Source organism: Streptomyces coryli, from assembly GCF_011044975.1.
GTDB classification, from domain to species: Bacteria; Actinomycetota; Actinomycetes; order Streptomycetales; family Streptomycetaceae; genus Streptomyces; species Streptomyces coryli.
Genome location: NZ_JAAKZV010000003.1, coordinates 51753 through 75883 on the forward strand (window position 1 = coordinate 51753; position 24131 = coordinate 75883).

The 24131-nt window shown below is 70.4% G+C and carries 27 protein-coding genes; 12 read left to right on the forward strand and 15 right to left on the reverse strand.

Features of this window, described 5'->3' with window-relative positions:
* Positions 1–50 precede the first annotated feature (50 nt).
* Complete coding sequence (locus G5C51_RS01690; protein WP_165230285.1) at positions 51–638, forward strand: Rv1733c family protein; 588 nt, start codon at positions 51–53, stop codon at positions 636–638.
* On the opposite strand, the gene G5C51_RS01695 is transcribed toward G5C51_RS01690, so the two are convergent.
* Together G5C51_RS01695 and G5C51_RS01700 are read right to left on the reverse strand one after the other, a co-directional pair.
* Positions 635–1111, reverse strand: a complete 477-nt coding sequence (locus tag G5C51_RS01695; protein ID WP_165230288.1) for a hypothetical protein — start codon at positions 1109–1111, stop codon at positions 635–637. The two genes, G5C51_RS01690 and G5C51_RS01695, sit on opposite strands and share 4 nt — an antisense overlap.
* Before the next feature lie 32 nt (positions 1112–1143).
* On the reverse strand, positions 1144–2637 hold the full coding sequence (locus G5C51_RS01700; RefSeq protein ID WP_165230291.1) for a hypothetical protein: 1494 nt from the start codon (positions 2635–2637) through the stop codon (positions 1144–1146).
* A gap of 157 nt (positions 2638–2794) precedes the next feature.
* On the opposite strand from G5C51_RS01700, the gene G5C51_RS01705 reads away from it, so the two are divergent.
* On the forward strand, positions 2795–3349 hold the full coding sequence (locus G5C51_RS01705; protein ID WP_206313303.1) for a DUF1269 domain-containing protein: 555 nt from the start codon (positions 2795–2797) through the stop codon (positions 3347–3349).
* 90 nt (positions 3350–3439) lie between these two features.
* Here G5C51_RS01705 and G5C51_RS01710 read toward each other — a convergent pair whose 3' ends face one another.
* Together G5C51_RS01710 and G5C51_RS01715 are read right to left on the reverse strand one after the other, a co-directional pair.
* Complete coding sequence (locus G5C51_RS01710) at positions 3440–3940, reverse strand: helix-turn-helix transcriptional regulator (RefSeq protein ID WP_240929312.1); 501 nt, start codon at positions 3938–3940, stop codon at positions 3440–3442.
* Positions 3941–4016: 76 nt separating this feature from the next.
* Positions 4017–4253 carry a hypothetical protein gene (locus G5C51_RS01715; RefSeq protein ID WP_165230294.1) on the reverse strand — a complete coding sequence of 79 codons (237 nt, stop codon included), beginning with the start codon at positions 4251–4253 and terminating at the stop codon, positions 4017–4019.
* Positions 4254–4389: 136 nt separating this feature from the next.
* Here G5C51_RS01715 and G5C51_RS01720 point away from each other — a divergent pair, with 136 nt between their 5' ends.
* Positions 4390–4854, forward strand: a complete 465-nt coding sequence (locus G5C51_RS01720) for a DUF7144 family membrane protein (RefSeq protein WP_206313305.1) — start codon at positions 4390–4392, stop codon at positions 4852–4854.
* 19 nt (positions 4855–4873) lie between these two features.
* Here the strand turns inward: G5C51_RS01720 and G5C51_RS01725 are convergent, their stop codons facing one another.
* Positions 4874–5257 (reverse strand): SHOCT domain-containing protein, encoded by a 384-nt coding sequence (locus G5C51_RS01725; RefSeq protein WP_165230296.1) that lies wholly within the window; start codon positions 5255–5257, stop codon positions 4874–4876.
* A 150-nt stretch (positions 5258–5407) separates the two neighbouring features.
* Between G5C51_RS01725 and G5C51_RS01730 the strand changes: the two genes are divergently transcribed.
* A complete protein-coding gene (locus G5C51_RS01730; RefSeq protein ID WP_165230300.1) occupies positions 5408–6811 on the forward strand; it encodes a DUF2252 domain-containing protein in 1404 nt (467 codons plus the stop codon).
* A 16-nt stretch (positions 6812–6827) separates the two neighbouring features.
* On the opposite strand, the gene G5C51_RS01735 is transcribed toward G5C51_RS01730, so the two are convergent.
* The 10 genes from G5C51_RS01735 to G5C51_RS01780 all read right to left on the reverse strand — a co-directional run bounded on the left by G5C51_RS01735 (position 6828) and on the right by G5C51_RS01780 (position 15190).
* Complete coding sequence (locus tag G5C51_RS01735; RefSeq protein WP_165230303.1) at positions 6828–7271, reverse strand: RDD family protein; 444 nt, start codon at positions 7269–7271, stop codon at positions 6828–6830.
* Positions 7268–8065, reverse strand: a complete 798-nt coding sequence (locus G5C51_RS01740; protein WP_165230306.1) for a hypothetical protein — start codon at positions 8063–8065, stop codon at positions 7268–7270. The genes G5C51_RS01735 and G5C51_RS01740 overlap by 4 nt, the downstream gene beginning before the upstream one ends.
* A 5-nt stretch (positions 8066–8070) precedes the next feature.
* Positions 8071–8565 carry a DUF6069 family protein gene (locus tag G5C51_RS01745; RefSeq protein ID WP_206313306.1) on the reverse strand — a complete coding sequence of 165 codons (495 nt, stop codon included), beginning with the start codon at positions 8563–8565 and terminating at the stop codon, positions 8071–8073.
* Between the two features lie 66 nt (positions 8566–8631).
* Positions 8632–9597, reverse strand: coding sequence for a YhjD/YihY/BrkB family envelope integrity protein (locus G5C51_RS01750; RefSeq protein WP_206313307.1), 966 nt, complete (start codon positions 9595–9597; stop codon positions 8632–8634).
* Entirely contained in the window at positions 9590–9859 is a 270-nt protein-coding gene (locus G5C51_RS01755; protein WP_206313308.1) for a hypothetical protein, read from the reverse strand. The genes G5C51_RS01750 and G5C51_RS01755 overlap by 8 nt, the downstream gene beginning before the upstream one ends.
* Before the next feature lie 31 nt (positions 9860–9890).
* Positions 9891–10946, reverse strand: a complete 1056-nt coding sequence (locus G5C51_RS01760) for an AI-2E family transporter (protein ID WP_165230312.1) — start codon at positions 10944–10946, stop codon at positions 9891–9893.
* 67 nt (positions 10947–11013) lie between these two features.
* The gene (locus G5C51_RS01765) at positions 11014–11565 is read right to left on the reverse strand and encodes a potassium channel family protein (RefSeq protein WP_165230315.1); all 552 of its coding nucleotides are present in this window, start codon (positions 11563–11565) and stop codon (positions 11014–11016) included.
* Positions 11562–12650 carry a lysylphosphatidylglycerol synthase transmembrane domain-containing protein gene (locus G5C51_RS01770; RefSeq protein WP_165230318.1) on the reverse strand — a complete coding sequence of 363 codons (1089 nt, stop codon included), beginning with the start codon at positions 12648–12650 and terminating at the stop codon, positions 11562–11564. Before G5C51_RS01770 ends, G5C51_RS01765 begins: the two co-directional genes overlap by 4 nt.
* Positions 12651–12835: 185 nt before the next feature.
* Positions 12836–13372, reverse strand: a complete 537-nt coding sequence (locus G5C51_RS01775; protein ID WP_165230321.1) for a hypothetical protein — start codon at positions 13370–13372, stop codon at positions 12836–12838.
* 87 nt (positions 13373–13459) lie between these two features.
* Positions 13460–15190: a SulP family inorganic anion transporter gene (locus G5C51_RS01780; RefSeq protein ID WP_165230324.1), complete on the reverse strand. Its 1731-nt coding sequence runs from the start codon at positions 15188–15190 to the stop codon at positions 13460–13462.
* 166 nt (positions 15191–15356) lie between these two features.
* On the opposite strand from G5C51_RS01780, the gene G5C51_RS01785 reads away from it, so the two are divergent.
* From G5C51_RS01785 to G5C51_RS01820, 8 genes are all read left to right on the forward strand, one after another.
* Positions 15357–15851, forward strand: coding sequence for a DUF1269 domain-containing protein (locus G5C51_RS01785; protein ID WP_165230327.1), 495 nt, complete (start codon positions 15357–15359; stop codon positions 15849–15851).
* Positions 15852–15863: 12 nt separating this feature from the next.
* Positions 15864–16133: an SHOCT domain-containing protein gene (locus G5C51_RS01790; protein ID WP_240929314.1), complete on the forward strand. Its 270-nt coding sequence runs from the start codon at positions 15864–15866 to the stop codon at positions 16131–16133.
* A gap of 9 nt (positions 16134–16142) precedes the next feature.
* Positions 16143–16649 carry a DUF6325 family protein gene (locus G5C51_RS01795; protein ID WP_165230330.1) on the forward strand — a complete coding sequence of 169 codons (507 nt, stop codon included), beginning with the start codon at positions 16143–16145 and terminating at the stop codon, positions 16647–16649.
* Between the two features lie 32 nt (positions 16650–16681).
* Positions 16682–17107, forward strand: a complete 426-nt coding sequence (locus tag G5C51_RS01800) for a DUF7144 family membrane protein (RefSeq protein ID WP_165230333.1) — start codon at positions 16682–16684, stop codon at positions 17105–17107.
* Positions 17108–17141: 34 nt separating this feature from the next.
* The gene (locus tag G5C51_RS01805; protein WP_165230336.1) at positions 17142–17813 is read left to right on the forward strand and encodes a GAP family protein; all 672 of its coding nucleotides are present in this window, start codon (positions 17142–17144) and stop codon (positions 17811–17813) included.
* A 161-nt stretch (positions 17814–17974) separates the two neighbouring features.
* The gene (locus G5C51_RS43920; RefSeq protein WP_338117977.1) at positions 17975–20290 is read left to right on the forward strand and encodes a winged helix-turn-helix domain-containing protein; all 2316 of its coding nucleotides are present in this window, start codon (positions 17975–17977) and stop codon (positions 20288–20290) included.
* Positions 20291–20375: 85 nt separating this feature from the next.
* Positions 20376–22733: an arylsulfatase gene (locus tag G5C51_RS01815; protein ID WP_165230342.1), complete on the forward strand. Its 2358-nt coding sequence runs from the start codon at positions 20376–20378 to the stop codon at positions 22731–22733.
* 10 nt (positions 22734–22743) lie between these two features.
* Complete coding sequence (locus tag G5C51_RS01820) at positions 22744–24057, forward strand: cation:proton antiporter (RefSeq protein WP_165230345.1); 1314 nt, start codon at positions 22744–22746, stop codon at positions 24055–24057.
* The last annotated feature ends 74 nt before the right edge of the window (positions 24058–24131 follow it).

Here is a 24131-nt window from a genome sequence, read left to right on the forward strand (position 1 = left end):
GGCTTCGTCGGCCGACGTCAGGCACCGGTCGGCGGGATGACGAGGCAGCGATGACCGAGGGCCCCGGTAGGACCCGGCTGCTGTGGCGCCGGCGGCGGCACCCGCTCAGCAGGCGCATTGATGTCGCCGAGGCGTGGATTGTGCTGATCGCCGGGGTGCTGCTGGTCATCGGCAGCCCGCTGCTGGGCGTGGCCTCCGGTGCGGTCTACCACCAGGATCTGGTCCGGCAGCGCCACGAGCGGCTGCCGACCGCCGCGGTGCTGCTCGAGGACGCCGACCGCCCTGCGTCGCAGGTGACGGAGGAGTATCCGAGCTCCTCGCACAGCACCCGCGTGCGTGCCGAGGTGCGCTGGACGGATGCCGCGGGCGTCGAGCGTACGGGCAAGACCCAGGTGCGGGCGGGGTTACGGGCAGGCGCGAGCGCGACGATCTGGACCGCCGACGGGGGGCGGCACGCCGTCCCCGCACCGCCCACCCCCGGGCAGGCGGTGACGCGCGGGATCACCCTGGGCGTGTGCGTCGCGCTGATGTACGCGCTGCTGCTCGTGCTGGTCCTGGTGACCGTCCGCCTGAGTCTCGAGCGCCGGCGAGCCGACTGGTGGGAGCGGGAGTGGGCGCGCGTCGGCGGTACGTGCTAGCCGTGCGTCAGGGACTTGAAGTTCGCCAGCACGGCGCCGATGACCGCTGCCCCGGCGCCGGCCAGCAGGGCGCTCTTGCGGGTCCGGCCGGCCAGGCCGCCCGCCGTGCTGCAGAAGCCGAAGAGGAGGGCCAGCGTCACCCAGCGGGACAGCGTCAGGGCCCGTTCCTCGGAAAGGACTCCGAAGCCGGCCAGCAGCAGGAAGCACAGCGGCGCGGGCGCGGCCATGAAGGCGCCCGCGCCTTCGGTCAGGGCTTTTGCCCGCTCGGCGCGCGTGAGCGGCCGGCCGCGCTCCACCTCCTGACCGATCGCCGTGGCGAACCCTTCCGCGAGCACGATTCCGGTGACCGTGGCCGCGAGCAGCGACGCGGCCTCGAACGCCGGCGGCGGATGCTCTTCCAGGGCGAGCAGGAGCGCCAGGACCACGATGCAGCCGTACACGCCGCGGGCGGCGATCAGCCCGCCCTTGGCCACGGAGAGCCGCCGTGGTGTCCGAAGCCGATGCGTCACCCCGGGGCCCCGGTGACCGCCGCCTTCGCGGACTGACCCGAGGTCGGCTCCGCCTCCGCTTCCTCCTGCTCGGCCTGCCCGTTCTCCGTCGGCTCGGCCCCGGCGTGCTGCCCGTCGGCCGGGGCCCCCGATCGCGCGAGTACGGTGACGAGCACCTCGTATCCGAGCAGCAGCACCGCCACCACCAGCAGAGCGGTCCAGGTGGTCAGCGCCAGCGCCACGATCGCGGCGAGCACCGCGCCCGCGATGCGCAGCCCGTCGACGTACCGGCGGATCCAGGCCCTGAGGGCCGTGCTGCCCGCGACCTGGCGGGTGGCCCGCGCCGTCAGCCGGCCGGTGGCCCTGGCGCCCTGCACCGTGTAGCGGCGCAGGCCGACGGGCAGCCGGCCGGGGCCGACCAGATACGCGAGTACGGCCAGGGCGATGCCGAGCCAGAGCAGCTGGTCGCCGCGTTCGCGCAAGGTGGTGAAGAGCGTGTACATCGCGGATCGCGCGCCGTCCTCGTAGACGCCTCCCGGCAGCTCGCGGAGGACCTGGTCCTTCACCGCGCGCAGGATGCTCGTGAGCACGGTTACGGAGATCACCAGCGCGAGTCCGAGCTGGAGCACCGTCCGGCGGCGGTTCGGCGAGACCCACAGGGCGATGCCGAGGAGCACGAGGGTGCCGATCACCAGTCCCAGCACGCCGCGCTTGAAGAGCAGCACCGCGTCCTGCAGTTGACCGAGCTTGTCGCGGTCGTACAGGGTGATCTTCCCGAAGTCGGCGGGCAGCGAGACCCCGAGGGCGCTCTCGATCTTGTCGTGCAGACCCGGCGGGATCTCTCCCGAGCCGATGGCCGGCAGGTCGAGGTCCTTGCCGAAGAGCGTGGGCAGTTGGCTCTCGAGCACGTTCAGCACGTCGTTCATCAGGGGCAGCAGATTCAGCGTCACCGTGCTGCCCTGGACCGACACGTTGTCGTTGCGGTCCTCCAGCACCGCGACGATACGCGCGTGTGCGGTGCGGTTCGCCTTCTCCCAGAGCTGCTGGAATTCGTCGGTCTTCAGCAGCGCGGAGACCTTGTCCCTGACGAAGTCCCGCACCGCCCCGCTGACCGGCGCGGCGAGGAACCCGGCCTTCGGCGGCAGGGCTTCGGCCAGCCGGTCCTCGACGTCCACCGCGGTGAAGATCTGCTCGGTGACCAGCTTGGTCACCGCCGCGTTGACCGCCGGCTCCTCCGGCATCGGTCCGACGGTGGCCACCCACCGGTCGGTGTTCAGCGTCGTCCGCGCGCCCCATACGCCGATCACCGAAGCGACCGTGCAGAAGCCGACGACGGCGATCAGCAGAGCGGCGATGGTCCTACGGATCGCGAGCCCGAGCCCGTGCCGCCGGGTGCGTGCCGCTGATTCGGCGCGCAGCGCGGCCACCTCCGCCCGCAGCCGGTCAAGTTCGCCCTGGCCATTGCCCGGGCTCGTCGGCGGGATCGGCCCGCTGGTTTCGGGTGCTGCCATGACTCCCCCTCGGCCGGGGCGCCGCGCGGCTGTGCCCTTGCGGCGCTGCGGCCCACCCTCGGACCTGGCGGCCCGTCGCCCATCACCCTTTCCGGGTGACGCGCCGCGGGCCGCCGTCCGACTGGATGGACAGCAGTGCCGAGCGGAAGGAGACATCATGATCAAGATCGGTCCGGTACAGATGCTGGCGGTCGAGTTCGGGCCCGACGCACAGTTCGAAGGGAAGATCATCCGCGAGCTGGAGAGCCTCGAGCGCTTCGGCTTCATCCGGGTCATCGATCTGCTCTTCGTGCTCAAGCAGGAGGACGGCACCCTGATGGCCCGCGACTACCAGGCGGAAGGCCTGGGAAGCACCATCGCCGCGCTGCTCGGCCTCGGTGAACGGACGCGTCAAGAGGTCGCGGAGCTCGAGCAGATGGCGGACGAGGGCTACCCCTTCGGGCTGACCGGAGACGACATCAAGGAGATGGGCAACGACCTCAAGCCGGGCGCCGCCGCGGGATACGTCCTGCTCGAGCACGTGTGGGCGAGGACGCTGCGGCGGCTGATCCGCGAAGCGGGCGGCGTGCCCACCGCGGAGGGGTTCCTCACCCCGGACACGCTCGGACCGGTGGCCTCCGAGGTCGCGCAGGCCGTGCTCGCACTCGACGCGATGACCGCCGAGGAGTCGTCCGGAGGTCTCGCGGCCAGGCGGCTGGGGAAATCGACCTGACCCAGGCCTTCCCGGAGCCTGTTCCGCCGGCAGCGCAGTGGGGCCGGGCCGGCAGGCTCCGGGACGAAGTCCGGGAACGCACCCCCTTGTTCACTCGAGCCGGAGTCCGCGGGCGCGGCGGACGGCGGCCTCCCGGGTGGTGACGTCCAGCTTCCGGTAGATGGCACGCACATGGCTCTTGACCGTATTCACCGACAGGTACAGCGCGTCGCCGATCTCCCGCAGCGACTGCTCGCTCGACAGGTGCCGCAGCACGATGGCTTCCCGCTCGGTGAGCGGCGGGGCGGGCTCCGGCCGGTGCGAGCCGCGCCCCGCCCGCGCCGTCCGCGGCAGACCGTAGTCGGCCGAAGCCAGGATCGCGGCGGACTCGTCCAGCAACAGCTCGGTGAGGCGTGGATCGCGGATCACATGGGCGGCGTCGCAGAGCGTGTCGGCGAACGAGGACACGAACAGGGACACCACCGCCTCCGCGGTGAACGGGTCGCAGCCGAGCGCGCTGAGCTCGCTGCGCAGGGTGTCCGCGCGCCCGGGGCCGGGAGAACTGAGCGCCGGCCGCGCCTGCCGTAACGGACGGACGAATGGTGCAGGCATGTGCTCACCCCCTCCTGGGGACTGTCGCATATGCATCTTCCGCCCGCCGCGGCGCGGCCGATAGGGCCTAATTGCCCTATTCGCTCTCCTGATTGGGTCTGCCGCCGGGCAGCCGGCGCACTTCGACAAGCTCCAGGCCGAGAGACTGGATGCGGTCCAGGATCCCGTACAGCGCCGCCTGGTCCAGAGGGCTGCCGCGCAGCACGGTCTCCGCCGGATGAACCGTGATGGTCAGCTCGCTGAACGCTTCTTCCAGCGCCCCGACCACCCGTCCGTTGATCCGGATCTCGAAGCCGCTTCCGGGTGCGACCATGGCGTCACCTCGTTCGGGCTGGTGGACGTGCCCGAATCCTCCGTCGCGGCCGGGCGGAATACATCACCCCGTGTGGGTGAGTACGAACCGGGGTGCCGCGCAGGATGCTCCAACTCCCGTAGAGGAGGAGCCAGAAATGACTGATCAGACTTCACCGGAACGGTCCGCCGGAAGCGTGGCGCCGCCCCGCGCGGCGGAAGTGGAGAGTGGGCCGAATCCCGTGGCCGTCGGCTTCTCGGTGCTTGCCGGCAGCATGATGTTGCTGACCGGCATCTACCACGCCATCGTCGGGCTGGCCGCGATCATCGACGACAAGTTCTTCGTCGCCACGGCCAACTACAGCTTCGAGTTCGATACGACCACATGGGGATGGCTGCAGCTCATCTCCGGGCTCGTCCTCGTCGTTACGGCGGGCGGCATCTTCGGCGGCCATACCTGGGCACGCGTCGTCGGCATCGCCGTCGCGGGGCTGAGCGCCGTCGAGAGCTTCTTCTTCATCCCGTACCACCCGGTGTGGGCGATCCTGATCATCGCCTTCGACGTGGTGGCGATCTGGGCGCTCTCGGTGTACGGCAGCAACGGCCGGCCGCGGCAGGGGTGAACCGGGCCGGCCGGCAGCCCTACATGGAGAGCACCTTGGTCTTCGCCTGCAGATACTCCTGATCCGTCAGCGCACCGGTCTGGCGGAGCTCGGCGAGCTGGGAAAGCTGCCTCGTTTCGCCGTTCCCCGCGCCCGCCGGGCCGCCGTGCCCGAACCGGTCGTCGCGCGCCTGCGCGGCACGCATCTCCCGCTCGTTCATCGCGTGACTGCGGACGACGAGGTAGGCGAAGACGCCGACGAAGGGCAGCACGATGACGCAGACCAGCCAGCCGGTCTTCGCCCAGCCGCTCAGGTCGTAGCTGCGGAAGATGTCGACGATCGTCTTGAACACCAGCACCAGCCACAGCACCCAGAGGAAGAACCACAGCATGGTCAGAAACACGTTCAGCAGCGGATAGTCCATTGCCGCCTCCCAGGTAGTCGATGAGGTGCACGGTGACCCCCACCGCGGGGCGTCACATCACCCGGCGGGGGTGATGCCCGCCCGCCGCATCCGCACGAGTGTTGGTGACCCTGCGCGAAGAGCGGTGCGCCGGAGGAGGAGGGCCTGACGATGACCGGAAGCCGGACAGTGCATCTCACCCCGGAGGAGCGGGCTGCCCGCGGGAAGGCGGCGCGCGGCCCGGTGCCCCGCTCCGCGCACGCCGAGTTCACGCCGCCACCGGATCGCGCCGATCCCGTGAGCCTGCTCGAGGCGCAGTCGGCGACCCGGGTGCAGGAGCTGATCCCGGTGCGTTACGGGCGGATGCTGGAGTCGCCGTTCCGGTTCTACCGGGGCGCCGCCGCCATCATGGCCGCCGATCTGGCCCGCACCCCCAGCACGGGCATCCGGGCGCAGCTGTGCGGCGACGCGCACCTGCTCAACTTCCGGCTGCTGGCCTCCGCCGAGCGCCATCTGATGTTCGACATCAACGACTTCGACGAGACGCTCCCCGGCCCCTGGGAATGGGACGTCAAGCGGCTCGCGGCGAGCCTGGCCATGGCCGGCCGCAGCAACGGCTTCACCGACGCGGAACGGTCGGGCGTGGTGCGCGCGGCCGTCGGCTCGTACCGGACCTGGATGGGCCGCTTCGCCGGCATGCGCAATCTCGAGGTCTGGTACGCGCGGATCGACGCCGACGAGCTCTACCGGACCCTCACCGAGCGCAGCGAGGAGGGGGTGACCGCGCGGACGTCCCGGTCCCTGGCCAAGGCACGCGGCAAGGACCATCTGCACGCCTTCGAGAAGCTCACCCACCTCGTCAAGGGAGAGCGCAGGATCACTCCCGACCATCCGCTGATCACCCCGATCGATGTCCTGCTCCCGGATGCCGAGCGGGCCTCGCTGGAGGAGCAGATGCGCCGGCTGGTCGACCAGTACGGCGAAAGCCTGCCGTCGGACCGCCGGGCGCTGCTGCGGCAGTTCCGGCTGGTGGACATGGCCCGCAAGGTCGTCGGCGTCGGCAGTGTGGGCACCCGCTGCTGGATCATTCTGATGCTCGGCCGCGATGATCACGATCCGCTGCTGCTGCAGGCCAAGGAAGCCCAGAACTCCGTCCTCGCCGAGTACGCGGGACCGAGCGAGTTCGAGAGCCAGGGGCAGCGTGTCGTCGCCGGTCAGCGGCTGATGCAGGCCTCGAGCGACATCCTGCTCGGCTGGGAGCGCACCGAGGGGATCGACGGCCGCGAACGCGACTTCTACGTCCGGCAGTTGCACGACTGGAAGGGCATCGCGCTGGTCGATTCCATGAAGCCGCCCACCCTGAAGCTCTTCGGCCGGGTCTGCGGCGCCAGCCTGGCCCGGGCGCACGCCCGGTCAGGAGACCGCATCGCCATCGCCGCCTATCTCGGTCGCGGGGACGCCTTCGACCTCGCCCTGGCGGAGTTCGCCGAGGCCTACGCGGATCAGAACGAGCGCGACTTCGACGCCCTGGGCGCGGCGGTGCGCAGTGGGAGGGTGAGGGCAGGACAGCTGTAGCGCGGCCCGGCCGCCGTCACTTCATGCCCCAGTCGTACAGGACCACGGTGCGCACGAGCCGGTCCTGGACCGAGGCGTTGCGGCGGTCGACCAGCACCCAGGCGAGGCCCAGCGGAAAGAGGACGCACAGCACGGCGCGCAGCGCCGACCTGCCGATGCTCAGCGGACGCCCGGAGGCGCCCACCAAGCGCAGTCCTGCGACCTGCTTGCCCGCCGTGCGGCCCGCCATCGCCCCGCCGACCGTGAGATAGCCGACGCAGACGAGGTAACCGCCCACGACGGCACCGGGCCGTGAGATCCGCGGCAGCTCGAACGCGGGACCGGTCAGCAGGAAGTCCGCCAGGCCGTACGCCAGCAGGGCAGCACCGCAGATCGCGCCGACCAGCGCCAGATCGATCAGATCCGCCGCCGCCCGGGAGGCGATTCCGGCCCGTTGCCCCTGGACGGCCGGCGGCGTCATGACTCCTCCGCCAGCGGCGCGGGACCGGTCGTGTCCCGCACCGCCGACCGGTTCAGGAGCCGGTCCGCGACCCGGCTCAGGAACCGGTCCGCGCTCACCCCTCGGTCCCGGAAGGCGTCCACCGCCTCGACCGTCATGGTGCCGCTGGACTCCCGTACGATCCGCGAGAAGTCGATCTCGTCGAGCACCCGCTGCACGAGGTCCGCGAGATCGAGGCGGTCGATCACCGCGTCGATGTCCGCGCGCGCGACGATCGTATTCACGTCGATCCGTGCCGCGACGCGATCCACGTCCACGCGTGCGGCGATACGGTCGACGTCGATCCGTTCCGCGGCCCGGTTCATGTCGAGCCGCCCGGCCGCGCGATCGAGGTCGATGCGTTCCGCGACACCGTTGAGGTCGACTTCGTCGAGTACCGCGATGGTCGCGTCCCGGACCAGCGCCCGTACGAACTCCTCGGCCGCCGCCCGGTTGCGGAGCTGCTCGGCCCGGCCGCGCTCGCCCCACCGCGCCACCAAGGGCTGCGCCACGAATCCGGCCAGCGGGCTCAGCCGTGCACCGGCCCCTCTCACCACCCGCAGCGAGTGCCGCTGGGCCGCGAGCCCCAGCCCGACGGCCGACCACGACACCAGGTGCAGCAGATCCGCGGGCCCGTCCCGGGCCGGCTCTCCGGAATCCGCAGGGTCCAGCAGCCGCCGCACGACGGAGGCACCGAGCCCGGCCAGGCCGAGCACCACCCGCGATGCCTGCACCACCAAGTCGTCATGGCCGCTTTCCGGCCCGGCTGCGTCCATTCACATCAAGTCCGGGGCTGGGTGCGCTGCTCGGTACGGGGCTGCAGGGCCGAATAGCCGATCTGCGGAAGCAGGATCACGATGACGAGCCCCACCGCCAGATTGATGAGCGCGGTGGCCCACTGGGTGGCCGGCTTCGCGTCCGTGGTGAAGGGCACGACGGCGAAGATCAGTGTCGTCAGTCCGATGATCCACGAGAAGAAGCCCAGCGGCTGCGGCGTGAGCGCGACCAGGATCTGCAGGATCAGGGTGGCGATGATCGCGGCGAGCGCGGCCGTGACCACATAAGCGGTCGTGCTCGAGTCGCCGAACGCCCCCTCCGTATTGCGGGCGAGCAGCGCGACGTCGAACACTCCCCGGGCGATGAGCACGCCGACCAGCGCCACCAGTGCGGCGACCACGGCGGTGGCCAGGCCGCCTCCCCAGAGCCGGCCCGCGTCGACTGCGGGCTTCTCGGCCATGGCCGGTGGTGGGCCCTGCTGGTTCGTCGGTCCGTCCATCGTGGACTTCCTCTCACGGGGGGTGGTGGTATCCCGCGATGGTGCTGCGCCCGCGCCGGGTCCACCTCATCCGTCGTGGGTGATATCGAAGGCGACGCTGACGCGCTGGCCGGGCAGTCGTTCCTGTTCCCGGGCCAGCAGGGTGAGCGCCTTCTCGTCGGCGGGGGTGGGTTCGTCGTGCCAGAGGCTGCGCGGACAGAGCCGGAAGGCCCGTACGGCCGATATCTCGCCGCTGAAGACCAGTGCCTGGCTGACGATGTACAGCAACGCGAAGATCCCGACGACGGTCGCGAAGCTGCCGTAAACGGGCCCGGACCGGGCGATCAGCAAGGGCAGCAGCGAGGCGCTCACCTCCAGCGTGGCGGTCATCACGAGGGTGGCCGCCAGCGCCCCGTCCCAGATCTGGCGGACCGGGCGCGGCCTCGCGGTCAGGAGCTTGTGCGCCAGGACCAGGACGATAAAGATCACGGTGAAGGTGCCGACGGCGCTGCCCAGCCGCTGCTTCCACGCCGGATGCAGCAACTCGCTGGACAGCGCCGCGAGTCCGGCCGCGATGAAGGCGCCGAGGAGCGTCACGAGCTGGGTGAGCAGCACCCGGCCGTACCGGCTCGGCAGGGCCGGGCGGTCGCGATACGGCACGGACCAGATCCGGTTGAGCGCGTTGGACCCGGCCAATACGCCACCGGTGCCGGACCACAGCAGGCCGAGGCCGCCGACGAGCAAGGGGATGCCGCTCGGCGGGAGCTGGTGGAATGCCTGCTCCACGTCCGTTCGCAGCGAATGCGGTACAAGCTCGGTGACCAGGTCCTCGCGCAGGGCCGGATGCGCTCTGAGCACCTCGGTGAGGATGCCGACGGCGAACAGCAGCAGGGGGAAGAGGCTGAGGAAGCCGTAATACGTGAGGAGCGCCGCGAGTTTGCCCCCGTTGTCGTCGGAGTACTTCCGCAGCACCGCGTACGGAAAGCCGAGCGCCCGGTGGCGCTGCTGCACCCGGTCGACGCGGTGCCAGGTTCGGTCCAGGCGGTCAGGCACGCCGTGTGCGCTGCCGCGCACCGGCTCCCCAGTGGCCGACGTCGAGCAGCAGGGCAATGGCCACCCAGGCCCATTCCCAGTCGGTCAGGCCGAGGCCCGACTGATGGAGGAGCACGTACACCAGGGTCCCCAAGGGGAAGAACAAGAAACCGAGCACTGGCCAGGCCCAGCTGCTGAAGGCGTCGTCGACCGCGTTCGGCCGGGCCATCCAGAAGATGAGCAGGGCGAGCCTCGGAAACAGTGCGGCGAAGAGCACGAACACACAGCCCATCGTGGATTCCTCCGGTCGCGCTTCAGGGTCGTTGAGGCGGGCTGTCGTGGCTGCTCGCCTGCCGGATCAGCCGTCGGATGTCCAGGACGATCGCGGTCAGCGGCGCGGCCATCATGACCCCGGCGACGCCGGCGAACACGCCGGCCGCGACCGTCGCGAGCAGCACCACGAGCGGGTGCATGCGGAGTGCGGCGCCGAGGGCGAATGGCTGGATCATGTTCTGCAGGGCCCCGTTGGCCAGCAGCACGATCAGCAGCATCCAGATCGCCGTGGTGGTCCCGCCGGAGCCGAGCGCGAGGAGGACGGCGAAGGCACCGGACACGAGCGCCCCGATGTACGGGACGTAGGCCAGGATGAAGGTCAGCACGGCGATCGCCAGGACGGACTCCACCTGGAGGATGAGCGCCCCCACGGCGGTCAGGACGGCGTTCACCAGGCCGATCAGGGTCATCCCTGCGAAGTAGCGGCGGACGAGCGCCGCCGAGCGGGTGACGGCCTGGTCGGCGAGCGGCGGCCGCAGCGGTATCACCTGGACGACCGTCTTCCGTACCGCTCCCGCGTCCTTGAGCAGGAAGAACAACATGTACAGGCCCAGCGTGCAGCCGAGGACGAGCTGGAGCGTGGCGGCCGCGCCGTCGGCCAGCCCGCTGAGCATCGCCGAGAGCACGGTGGGCGCGGCCTTCTCGATGGCTTGGTGGACGTCCGTGGCCTGCTGCTCGCCGATGCCCAGATCGCCCGCGGTCTCGGCCAGGTTGGTGCCGGCCTCGTCCAGCATGGCGCCGATGTCGTCGGTCTGGTCGACCAGCCCGGCCACGAACACGATGGCGGAGAAGAGGAGGATGCCGATCACCAGCAGGCAGCCCAGCAGCGCGCCTGCCGCCCTGGGGACGCGCCGGGCCGCGAGCGCGTCCACGAGCGGCAGCAGCACGGTGGCGAGGGCGGCGGCGATGACCAACGGGAGCAGCAGCGGCCGGAGCACGGTCAGGATGAAGAGCACGAGGCCGCTCGCGGCCACCAGCCCGGTGAACATCCAGGCCGCGGTGCCCGCGGTGTTCAGACGGCCGGGTGCTCCACGCATGCCCGCCAGGATCCGTGGCCGCCGGTGCTCCCGGCATCCTCCCTGACGGGTGATAGCGGAGGGCCGGTCACTCCTCGGCGGCGCCGTCCGCCCGCCGGCGCAGGCCGCGCTTGACGGCATCGAGCACTATCTGGACGACCAGCCCGAGCACGACGAGGTTGCCCAGCATCTGCACCATGGTCAGGATGCGTGCCGGATCCGAGCGCGGAACGATGTCGCCGAAGCCGACGGTGGCGAACACGGTGATCGTGAAGTACAGCGCGTCCGTCCGGGACATGCGCTCGGAGAACGCGCTCGGATCGCTGTCACCCATCAGGAAATAGGCCGCGGCGAACAGCACCAGGAACGCGGGGACAGCCAGCGCGAGCGTCTCGATGGCGCGCAGCCGCGGATACGGGGACCGGCTGATCGCGCGCGTCTGCCACGCGATGATCCCGGCGAGCAGCAGCAGTCCACCGCCGAGCATGAGCGCGGTGCCGGCGGTGAACCGATCGGCCGACGGTGCCGCGAAGTAGAGGCCGAGGATGCAGGTGACGGTCAGCGCCGGGCGCAGTACCGCGCGCCGGAGCAGCCGGCGCCGGGATGCTCGCGGCAGGTCCTCGTACCGCGCCTCCGTCATGCCGCACCGCCGCTCTCCACCGACTTGGTGCGCCGCGCGTTCGCCGTGCGGCCGAGGTGCCGGGCCAGGATGGGCCAGCACACCAGGCCGATGAGGATCGGGCCGAGGTAGGAGAACAGCCGGAAGACGAACACTCCGGCGACGATTTCGTTCTCGGCGGCGCCCTGCGAGGCGTACAGCAGGGCCGAGATGTACAGCGTTTCCGTCACGCCGATGCCGCCCGGAGTTATCTGGACAATAGTGGCAAGATGGACGATAGCGTACACCGCGAAGATCTCGATGGGCATGAGGAGGCCGCGCTCCGCGCTGACCGAGCGCAGCGCCACCAGCAGGATCAGGAATACGGTGAGCTCCTTGGCCACCACCACCGCGGTGAGGCGGCCCCAGTGGCGGCGGACCACGCTGAGCGCGTCGGTCCTGAGCCGGACGACTCCCGTGCCCACGTCCACGGACCCGGGCCGCTTCACGACCTCGAGCCCCCATTTCACCGCCCGGTTGGCGATGGCCCCGGCCCGGTACGCGGTGTCCTCGCGGCGCATCACGAAGGTGATCAGGCCGAGTCCGAGGAGGGTGCCGACCAGGCCGATGAGGGTCAGCCAGAGCACCCGCGACGGGATCGAGTCCTGGAAGGCGAGCAGAGTGATCGCGATGCTGGGCAGCAGCATCAGAACGGCGCTGTTCCACAGGCTGTTCACCAGCATGGGCCGGCTGGTGTCGGCGGGGCTCAGGCCGTAGCGCCGGTACGCCTGGCGGCGCATGGCCATGCCGGACGGGCCCGGAATGGTGTGGGAGACGAGGGACGCGGTCGCCTGGACCACGTAAGCGCGGCGCAGGCTCAGCGGGCCGATCAGCACGGCCGCCGCCATGGCCTTCATCATCTCCATCGCCAGGGTCAGGGCGATGAGCGCCGCGAAGGCGACCCAGGTGAGCTTCGTGATGGCTGCCCAGATGTCCGCGTAGCTGCCGAAGTTCGGGATCGCCACACCGAACAGCAGCCCCACGAGCACCAGGGTGAGCAAGCCCTGCGCGATCGCCCACCATCGTGACCTCTGCGGCGCTTCGCCCGTCAGCACTTCTGTCGCCATGGCCACCCTCATGACCGTTGACCGCACCTCACCCCCGCCGGGTGAGGCGCGGTACGGGCCGGCAGTGGATCGCCGTCAGGAACGGCGGCGGGAGACGCGGCGCGAGGTGCGGCGCGCGGTGCGACGTGCGGTGCGGCGGGCTACTCTGCGGCTTCCGAACATGTCCTGCCTCCAATGTGATCCGGTTACTCGGCGGCCTTCTCCAACCGGTGCAGTTCGGCGGCCTCCTCGGCGGTGTGCATGCCGATGGCCACGAGGTCGAGCGGGCTGATGAAGGCGTCGTTGAGCCGGTAGCCGCGGGCGCGCATGACCGCGTCGCGCAGCGGCACCGCCCAGTGGTGCTCGATCAGGATCAGGGCGGCGGCCGAGTCGTTCGGGATCTCTTCGATGACATCCCACGCGTCGTCGTCGCTGAACACCTCCAGCCCCTCCTCGGCTATCGCCGCGCCGATGGCCGCGCCCTCTTCGGCTCCCTGCTCGCCCTCGAAGCCGAGGCCGATCAGTGCGCCGATCTTGCTGCCGTACTCGACCGCCTCCTTCTCGGTCAGGTTGCTGAGGTGCGCGACCTCCAGTTCTCCGCTCTTGTCCTTGTGGACGGCGAGCGCGTCGATCACGCGGACGGTGTCGCTCTGTCGCAGGCGCTCCAGCTCGGCGATGATCTCGCCGTGGAACTCGGGGTGGTTGAACCCCAGGACGATGAGCTGAACGGGTCCGATCGTCATGGCAGTCCCCTTCTCTGTTTCCATCCCGGGCACCGTGCCAGCTGCCGGCGCGGCACCGAATCACCTGTCAGGGGTGACGTAGCGCGGTCAGCCATCCCGGTGGCTGACCGCCCACGCCTCTGCGGCGGCGTAGGCGGCCCATGTCGACTCGCCCACCTTGTCCGTCGCCTCGAAGGTGCGGATCGGCCCGGCGACGTCGAGGCGTCCGGTACGGCGCAGCAGCTCGGCCATGTCGCCGTCCAGGCCGCTCAGGTACAGCCGCCCGCCCACGGCGGCCAGGGTTCTGGCGTAGTCGGCCGTGACGTGCCCGAAGGTGGCGCCCAGCGAAGTGCGGCCCCGCAGCCGCAGGATCACGACGGGCGACTCGGCGCCGGCCGGATCGGGCAGCCGGGCCCTGAGGGTGCGGGCGCCGGCGTAGAGCAGGCTGCCGTAGACGTCCAGTACGGTCACGGGGTGGCCGGTCAGCTCGTGCGGCGCCGGGCGCTCGGTCCACGTCCGCTCGCCGTCCGGCACCAGCTCCACCACCTTCAGATCCATGGCCTCCTTGTTCACCTGCATCAGCAGCGACAGGGCCACGCCGATGCCGACCGCGGCCGCGACCGGCAGCACCAGCGTCGCGGTGAACGTGACGACGATGCCGATCCGCGCGGTCATCCCCGTACGCATGATCGTGACGATCTGCCCGGTCCGCAGCGCGCTCGCCCCGGCGAAGATCAGCACGGCCCCGAGCGTCGGCATCGCGACCTTGCCCACCAGTCCGGAGAAGAGGACGAGGATCAGCAGCATCCAGACCCCGGCCAGCATCGGCCCCCACCGGGTACGGCCGCCGCTTGCGACCATGAGCGAGGTCTGACCGACCGAACCGCCCACCGGCAGACCGCGGAACAGCCCGGCGGCCAGATTGCCCACGCCCTGCGCGACGAAGTCCCGGTTGGGGTCCGGCGGGGTCCCGTCGGTGTTCGGGGCGGCCTCTGCCACCCCGGCGCCCTGGACGAGCACGATCACCATGATCGCGAGGGCGCCCGTCACCAGCGAGAAGGACAGCTGGTCGAACTCGGGCAGATGCGGCAGCGGAAAGCCGTCCGGGATCTCGCCCATGTCCGCCACCTGCTCGACGCTTCCGGCGCTGAAGAGGATCACTCCGGCCGTGGGCACGGCCAGCGCCAGCGGCGTCCCCGCGACCGGCCAGCGGGTGCGCGCCAGACCGACGATGATGGCCAGCGCAGCCAGCCCGGTGAGCAGCGAAGGCACGTCGATGCGCGCCGGGTGGGTCAGTACGTCGAGCGCCTTGGCCAGCGCGAACGGGCCCTCCGCTGACGCACCGGTGAGGTCGGGGATCTGACCGCAGATGATGTTGACGGCGATCCCGGTCAGGAAGCCGATCATCACCGAGTGCGACACGAAGCGCGTGTACCGGCCGAGACGCAGCAGCCCGGCGATGATCATCGCCGCGCCGGCGAGCAGGGTGAGGAGGAAGAGCGCCCCCGGGCGGTCCGCCGGGTTCATGCCCTGCAGCGCCGAGCCCGCCGCCAGCGCCGCCGCGCTCGTCGTGTTGACGACCATGAGCTTGGTCCGCGTCGACAGGCCGCCGGCGAACGTGCCCGCGAAGTTGGCGTACAGCCCGTACACCGGATTTACGCCCGCGAGCACCGACGCGGCCATCCCGTCGGGTACGGCGCCGACCGCGACCGGCAGACTTCCGATCGCGTCGGCGCGCAGGTCGCGTGGCCGGGGGCGCAGGGAGCGCAGTCGGCGGCCGGCCGCACCTGTCGCCCGGTGGAGAACCTTTTTGCCGCCCGTCGCGCCCCGAGTGTTCATCGCCGAACACGGTCCCGGTGTCCATGGTCCGGCACATCACCCGGCAGGTGTGACCCGCACCAGCCGTACCGGCCCGCTCAATTCATCCGTTCCGGGTGATGCCGACCGAGGGCAGTCCGCACTTGCATGAGTTCGCCAACCCGAAACGCAAAGAGAGGCGTTGGACATGGCGAATCTGATAGCGATCGGCTACCCGGACGAGACCACCGCGGCCGAGGCCGAGCGGGAAGTCCACCGGCTGACGGAGGACCTCGTCATCCAGCCCGACGCGGTCGCCGTGATCGTGCGGGACAAGGGCGGCAAGTTCCGGGTCACGACCAACCACCACGCGGTGGCCGGCGGCGCGACGTGGGGGATGTTCTGGGGGCTGCTGTTCGGCGTGCTGTTCTTCATCCCGTTCTTCGGGATGGCGCTGGGCGCCGGGATGGGTGCCCTGATGGGCAAGATCGAGAAGTCGGGCATCGACAAGACCTTCCAGAAGCAGGTCCGCAACCTGCTGCAGCCGGGCACGTCCGCCCTGTTCCTCGTGGTGCACAAGGTCACGCCGGACAAGGCAGTCGCCGCGCTCAGCAAGTACGGCGGCACCGTGCTCAAGTCCTCGCTCTCCGAGGACACCGAGCGCCAGCTGCAGGAGGCCCTGCACGGTCAGCCCACGACCTAGAAGGGACGGGTCATGGGACTGATGTTCCGGCGCCGGCGGCCGCTGGCGCGTGCCGCGATGCTCGCGGGCGCGAGCGCGGTCGCGTACAAGGCCGGTCAGCGGCAGCAGGACCAGGCGGCCGGCGGAGCGTACGAGCAGCAGGCGGCACCGCCGGCTGCCGCGCCGGCTCCGGCCGGCGGCGGCACCGTCGCCGACCTGGAGCGCCTCAAGGCGCTGCTCGACCAGGGCGTGCTCACCCAGGAAGAGTTCGAAGCCGCCAAGCAGAAGATCCTCGAGGGGTAGGGACGCGTCATGGAATTCGGCCCCGTGCAGATTCTCGTGGTCGCCTTCGAAGATCCCAAGTTCACCGGCGAGATCCTTCCCGAACTCCGCCGGCTGCGCGAGCACGACATCGTCCGCCTGATCGACCTGCTGGTGGTGTCGAAGGCCGATGACGGAAGCCTGTCCACCGTGGAGATGAGCGATCTGTCCCAGGAGGAATCCCGCGAACTCGGTTCGGTCGTCGGCGCGCTGATCGGCTTCGCCGCCGACGGGGACGAGGGTGTCGAAGCGGGCCCGGAGGCCCAGCGGGAAGGGGTGTTCACCGACGCGGAGCGGTGGGCCGTGGCCGACACCATCCCGGTCGGATCGGCCGCGGCGGTCGCACTGCTCGAGCACCGCTGGGCCATACCGATGCGCGACATGGTGCACCGGGCGGGAGGGGCCAGTCTCGCCGACGGCTGGGTGCACCCGGCGGATCTCGTGGCGGTGGGCGGGGACCGGACAGATTCGGTTCCCGCACCCCCGGATCGCGCGTAAGGACCGACAGACACACCGATGGGAGGTATCTCATGGCACAAAAGACGTACGCGGCAAGAGAGGTAAGCGGCTGGACCGTAGGGCTCGTGCTCTTCGCCGGCATCATGATGATCACGGTCGGGCTCTTCCAGGCGATCCAGGGCTTCGCGGCGATCCTCGAGAACGAGTTCTACGTGAACGTGCGCAACTACGCGTTCGAAGTCGATGTCACGGCCTGGGGATGGATACACCTCATCCTGGGCCTCGTCCTCGGCCTGGCCGGCTGGGGAGTCATCACGGGAGCGCTGTGGGGCCGCATGGTCGGCATTGCCCTGGCGGTGCTCAGCGCCATCGTGAACTTCTTCTTCATCCCCTACTACCCGCTCTGGTCGATGCTGATCATCGCGCTCGACGTGTTCGTGATCTGGGCGCTGTGCGTGTACGGACGGAGCGAGGCGGAGCAGTCCGGCACCGCATAGGTGCCACCGGGCCGTTACGAGAGGGACGAGGCTGATGGGTAACGCGATGGGAAGCATGCTGCCCATGGCGCTCGGGGTGGCGCTGAGCCCGATGCCGGTCATCGCCATCATCCTCATGCTCGGCACACCCCGTGCCCGCTCGAACGGCCCGTCGTTCACGCTGGGCTGGATCTCCGGGCTGACACTGGTGGGCGCGCTGGTGCTGCTGCTCACCGGCGGGCCGGCGTCCTCTGACCAGGGTGAGCAGGCCACCTGGGTGACCGTACTGGCCCTGCTCATCGGCGTATTCCTGCTGCTTCTCGCCGCGCGTGCGTGGCGTGGGCGCCCGGCCGAGGGGCAGCAGGCGCGGATGCCGAAGTGGATGAGCGCGATCGATCAGTTCAGCCCGGTGAAGTCCTTCGGGATGGGCGCGCTGCTGTCCGGGGTCAACCCGAAGAACCTCGCGCTGAACCTCGGCGCGATGACCGCGATCGCCGAGACCGGCATCCCGGGGGGCCAACAGGCGGTGACCCTGGGTGTCTTCGTGCTCCTCGGGACGCTGACCATTCTCACCCCGCTCGGCATCTACTATCTCGCCGGAGCCGGCGCCCAGGAGATCCTCGGCACTCTCAAGGAATGGCTGGCCGCCCACAATGCCGCCGTCATGTCGGTGCTGCTGCTGGTGCTGGGCGCCAAGCTCATCGGCGACGCGATTTCGGAGTTCTGATCACCGGTCGGCACCGACCGGCCGGATACGCACAGGAGTTCACCCGGGTGAGATGACAACTGACACGGGTTCACTTCCCGGATGCCGGGGTGAGACTCGAACTGGGCTCACCCTGGGGGGTATTGATGTCGGATCCAGGCGTGGTGGTGACACGCCCATGGGTGGAAATCGCGCCCGCCTTCCCCACCCTCGTCTCCAAGATCACCGTGCCGCCCAAGCCGACATGGCTGGTCAGCAGGCCGCAGCTGGTGAGCCGGCTGACCCGCGGGGTGCACGGACCGCTGACCGTCATCGTCGGCCCGGTGGGTGCGGGCAAGTCCGCGCTGGCCCTGGAGTGGGCGCACACCGGCACGGCACAGGGACCGCTGGCCTGGGTGAGCTGCTACGGCAGCGAGGAGCCGCCCGGCATCTTCTGGACCTGCGTGGTGGAGGCGCTGTGCCGGGCGGGCGTGGATACGGCCTGGCTCGGCACGCTGTCGCCGGACAGCGCCGACTTCGTCCCCGGATTCGTCGCGCGGCTCACGGCCGACCTGGCAGCCCGGGATGAACCGGTGACGCTCGTCCTGGACGACTTCCAGCCCGCGGCCCGGTCCCCGACCGCCGAGGGCATGGCGTATCTGCTGCAGCACGCGGGTCCTGCGCTGCGCCTGATGGTCACGTCCCGGCGGGATCCGCCGCTGCCGCTGCACCGCCTGCGGCTGGCCGGCGAACTCACCGAGATCCGCACCGAGGACCTGGCCTTCAGCGAGAGCGAGACCCAGGCGCTGCTGGCGCAGCACGATGTCTCCCTGCCGCGCACCGCGATCGGCGCCCTCACCCGCCGTACCGAAGGATGGGCCGCCGGCCTGCGGCTCGCCGCCATGTCGATGGTGGAACACCCCTATCCGGAACGGTTCGTGGCGCAGTTCGCCGGCGACGACGAGGCCGTCGTCAGCTATCTGGTCGAGGAGGTCCTGGACGCCCAGAAGTCCGACATGCGCCAGCTGCTCCTGACCACCAGCCTCCCGGAACAGGTCAACGCCGAGCTCGCCGCGGAGCTCGCCGGAGAGGCGACCGCCGGCCACTTCGCCGCCCTGGTCGAGAACAACTCCTTCCTCCAGTCCCTGGGACACGGCTGGTACCGCTGCCACCAGATGTTCCGCGACGTCCTGCGGCTCCGGCTACGGCATGAAGCACCGGACCAGGTCATCGAACTGCACCGGCGGGCGGCCACCTGGTTCGGCGGCCGGGACCACATGGTCGAGGCCGTGTCGCATGCCGCGGCCGCCGGGGACTGGCAGTACATGAGCTCCCTGGTCATCCACCGACTCGCGGTCGGCCACGTCCTGGGGCTGACCGGTGGCCAGTTGACCGAGGTCTTCAAGCACATTCCCACGGACGTCCTGGCCGCGGCGCCGGACGGTGCGGAGCCCGAGCTGATGCTCGTCGCCTCCGCCAGCGCCCTGGCACGCGGTGAGCACCGGCTCAGCGCCGAGGCCTTGACGCAGGCCGGGGAACTGCTGGCGGACGACGACAGCTCGCCCGGCCGGACAGCGGAGGCGAAGCTGACGCACGCGGTGATCCGCCTGCAGAGCGAGCGGAACCGCGGCACCCCCGATGCACTGCGCGCGGCCGCGGAGGCCAAGCGGCTCTTCCGGCTGATCCCGTCCGGCGTGCTGGCCGACCGCCCCGAACTGCGGGCCCTCGTCCTGTCGGCGCACGGCGACGGGGAACTGCGCAGTGGCCACCTGAACGCCGCGCAGACCACCCTGGGCAAGGCGCTCAGAGCGGCCATCGCCGCGGGGAACAGCGAGCTGCGCCACGACTGCCTGATCGGTCTGGCGCTCATCGAGGCGCTGCGCGGCCGGTTCCGGGAAGCGTCCGAACTCGTGGCCCAGGCGGAACTGCTCTCTGTGGTGCCCCGGGCGGCCACCGCCGGCTCATCGGCTCCGGCCCACGTGCTCCGCGGCTGGGTGCATCTCGCCCGCGGCCGGCCGACGGAAGCCCGGGAGGAGCTCTCCGTCGCGGGCGCGGCACTGCGCACCGCCCCTGACCCGTTCGTCAGCGGGCTGCGCTCACTCGTGGACTTCCTCACCGGCATCGCCGAGGGCCGCCCGCTTCCCGACCCGCAGGCGGTCGCGCAGGCCGGCGGTGACCTGCCGGCCCCCTGGCTCGTGGAGCTGTTCGAGAGCGAGGTGGCGCGCGCCCGGGCCACCCCCGTACGGCACGCTCCGGCACCGACGCCGGCCGGTGCCGCGGGCAGGGCGGCCGCGAGCCCCGAGCGCCACCCGGGGCCGCGGGTGACCGAGCGGCTCAGCAAGCGGGAGCTCGAGGTGCTGGTCAATCTCTCCCAGATGATGACCACCGAGGAAATCGCCGCTCAGCTGTATCTGTCGGCGAACACGGTGAAGACCCATCTCAAGAGCGTCTACCGCAAGTTGGGGGTGTCCCAGCGGACCGCGGCGGTACGCCGTGCCCGCGAACTCAAGCTCCTCTGAGCTGGACGTCGCGTCACCTGGTACGGGTGATGTGCGCGTCCCGGCAGCTCCCGAAACTGAGGGACGACCTGGGAGGAGAGCTGCCATGACCAAGCCATTCCGAGGTGTCGTGAACCTCGATATCCGTGACTCGGTCCCGGACTGGGCCCCGTACGAACAGCCGAAGGCGCCGCCCGGCTCGCCGAACATCCTGTACATCGTGCTCGACGACGTCGGCTTCGGCGCCATGAGCTGCTACGGCGGCCCGATCGACACCCCGAACATCGACAGGATCGCGGCGAACGGCCTGCGCTACGGCCAGTGGCACACGACCGCGCTGTGCTCACCGACCCGCTCCTGCCTGCTCACCGGCCGCAACCACACCACCAATGGCATGGCCTGCATCAGCGAGTGCGCCGTCGGCTTCCCCGGCGCCAACGGGCACATCCCGCCGGAGTGCGCCACGCTCGGTGAGATCCTGGTCGAGCGCGGCTACAGCACCGCCCATGTCGGCAAGTGGCACCTATGTGCCGAGGACGAGATGAACCTCGCCTCGACCAAGCACAACTGGCCGGTCGCCCGCGGCTTCGAGCGCTTCTACGGCTTCCTCGGGGCCGAGACCAGCCAGTGGTATCCGGACCTGGTGCACGACAACCACCCCGTCGAGCAGCCGGCCATGCCCGAGGACGGCTACCACTTCAGCGTCGACATCACCGACAAGGCGCTGGAATTCATCGGCGACGTGAAGGCGATCGCACCGGAGCGGCCCGTCTTCATGTATTACGCGCCGGGCTGCGCGCACGCGCCGCATCAGGCGCCGCGCGAATGGATCGACCGCTACCGGGGCCGTTTCGACGAGGGCTACGAGGTCATGCGCGAGCAGACCATGGCCCGGCAGAAGGACATCGGGCTGATCCCCAAGAACACCGAACTGCCGTCGCTCAACCCGATCGGAACCCCCGAGTCCCGTACCGGGCCGGGAGGAGAGCAGTTCCCGCCGCTGGACTACACCCGCCCCTGGGACACCCTCTCCGAGGACGAGCAGCGGCTCTTCGCCCGTATGGCCGAGGTGTACGCGGGATTCCTCTCCCACTGCGACGACCAGATCGGCCGCCTCCTCGACTACCTCGAGGCGACCGAGCAGCTGGACAACACCATCATCGTGGTCGTCTCCGACAACGGAGCCAGCGGCGAGGGCGGTCCTGACGGCTCGGTCAACGAAAACAAGATCGCGAACAGCGTCCCGGACGACCTTGCCGAGAACCTCGCGATGATCGACGACCTGGGCAGCACCAAGACGTACAACCACTATCCGAACGGCTGGGCGATGGCCTTCAACGCCCCGTTCAAGATGTGGAAGCGCTACTCCTTCAACGGCGGCACCTGCGACCCCTGCGTCATCTCCTGGCCGGCCGGCATCGCGGCGCGCGGCGAGACCAGGGATCAGTATCACCACGCCGTCGACGTGGTGCCGACCCTGCTCGACTGCATCGGCATCGAACTCCCCGACACGGTGAAGGGTCACACCCAGCACCCGATCGAGGGCGTGAGCATGCGCTACAGCTTCGACTCGGAGAACATCCCGACCGCGAAGCACACCCAGTTCTATTCGATGCTCGGCTCCCGGGGCATCTGGCACGACGGCTGGAAGGCCGTCACCACCCACCCCACGCTCAGCGGATGGGGTCACTTCAACGAGGACAACTGGGAGCTCTACAACACCCAGGAGGACCGCGCCGAGATGCATGACCTGGCCGCCGAGGAGCCGGGCAGGCTCGCCGAACTCGTCGGCCTGTGGTTCCACGAGGCAGGCGCCCATCAGGCGCTGCCGCTCGACGACCGCTCCGGCGTCGAGATCATCACGACGCCGCGTCCTCAGCTCGCCCCGCCGCGCAACCGCTACGTGTACCGCCCCGGCGGCGCCGAGGTGCCCGAGTCCGTCGCGGTGAACGTCCGCAACCGCTCGTACTCGATCGGAGCGCTGGTCGACCTGCCAGGCCCGGGTGCGGCAGGGGTGCTGTTCTCGCACGGCGGCCGGTTCGGCGGGCACGCCCTGTACATCAAGGAGAACCGGCTGCATTACGTCTACAACTTCCTCGGCAGCGAGGAGCAGCGGATCAGCGCGACCGTGGATCTGCCGACCGGTGAGAACCTGATCCTGGCGGCGTCCTTCGACCGGGACGACGGGGACCCGTCCGGCATCGCCCAGGGCGCCCTCAGCCTCTATCACGGCGACCGCAAGGTCGGCGAAGGCCGCATCAGGACGCAGCCCGGCAAGTTCAGCATCGCGGGCGAGGGCCTCAACGTCGGCCGGGACGGCGCGGATGCCGTCACCGACGACTACCCCGGCACCCGTCCCTGGACGTTCACCGGCGGCACCCTGCACCGGGTGGCGGTCGACGTCAGCGGCGAACCGTTCGTCGACCTGGAGCGCGAAGCCGCCGCCATGCTCTCCCGCGAGTAGCGGGGCCGGCATGAGCGGTGCGGTCTGGGCGGGAGTGGCGGTCGCAGGCGTGACCGCCGCTTACGCCCTGGGCTCGCGCCGGCTGTCCTCGACGCCGCTGTCGTCGGCGATCGTGTTCGTCGGCGCCGGGATCCTGCTCGGGCCGGCGGTGCTCGACATCGTCAGCCTGCAGCAGGATGCCGAATTCATCATCGTGCTGCTCGAAGCCACCCTGGCGCTCGTGCTGTTCACCGATGCGATGGCGGTACGCCGCCGGGACCTGGTGTCCGGCGGCTATCTGCCGGGCCGCCTCCTCGGCATCGGACTGCCGCTGAGCATCGGCGCGGGGTGGCTGCTGGCGTGGCCTTTGCTGCCGGGCCTGACGATGTGGGAGCTCGCCCTCGTCGGCGCCATCCTCGCCCCCACCGACGCCGCCCTCGGCAAGACCGCCATGTCCAGCCCGCGCGTTCCACCGCTGGTACGGCACGGGCTGAACGTCGAAAGCGGCCTGAACGACGGCATGGTGCTGCCCTTCTTCGTCCTGTTCCTGGCGGCGATCCCGGGCACGCACTACGCCGAGGAGGGCATGTCGGGCATCTTCTGGCGGGCCCTCCTGCTGAGCACCGCGCTGGGTCTGCTCATCGGTTGGTTCGGCGGCCGGCTGCTGCAGTGGTCGCGGGCCAGGGAGTGGGTCACGCGGGAGTGGCTGCAGGTCTACCCGCCGGCCGTCGCGGCGGCGGCCTACGGACTCGCCGTCGTGACGGACGGCAGCGGCTTCATCGCCGCCTGGGTGGCCGGGTTCGCCTTCGGGTTCGCGCTGCGCCGCCACCCCACCGGCCGCGAGCACGAAGACCCGGACCGCACGGCCGAGTTCACCGAGAATCTGGGCGGCCTCCTCGCGTCGATCAGCCTCCTCGTCTTCGGCGCGGTGCTGCTCGGTCCCGCGCTCGAGCAGCTGAGCTGGCGGATCGTCCTCTACGCGGTGCTCAGCCTCACCGTCGTCAGAATGCTGCCGGTGGCCCTGGCGCTTGCCGGGAGCAGACTGCGTCCGCCCACCGTCGCGTACGTCGGCTGGTTCGGCCCGCGTGGTCTCGCGTCCGTCGTCCTCGTGCTGCTCGTGGTGGAGGAGAACGTCCAGGGGATGGAACTCCTCGGCCGGGTGGTCGCGATCACGGTCGGCCTCAGCGTCCTGCTGCACGGCGTCTCGGCGGTGGCCCTCGCCGCGCGCTACGGCCGCTGGCACGAGGAGACCGCGGCGACCACCCCCGACCTGCGCGAGGGCACCCCCGTACCCGACAGCCCCGCACGCCACCGGCTCGGCCCGCTGCACCGACCCGAGCAGTGAGCCGGTTTCACAGGCCCAACTGGTCGCGTATCGCGTCTTCGTCACGCAGGGCCTAGTGCTCAACGCCGGAGACG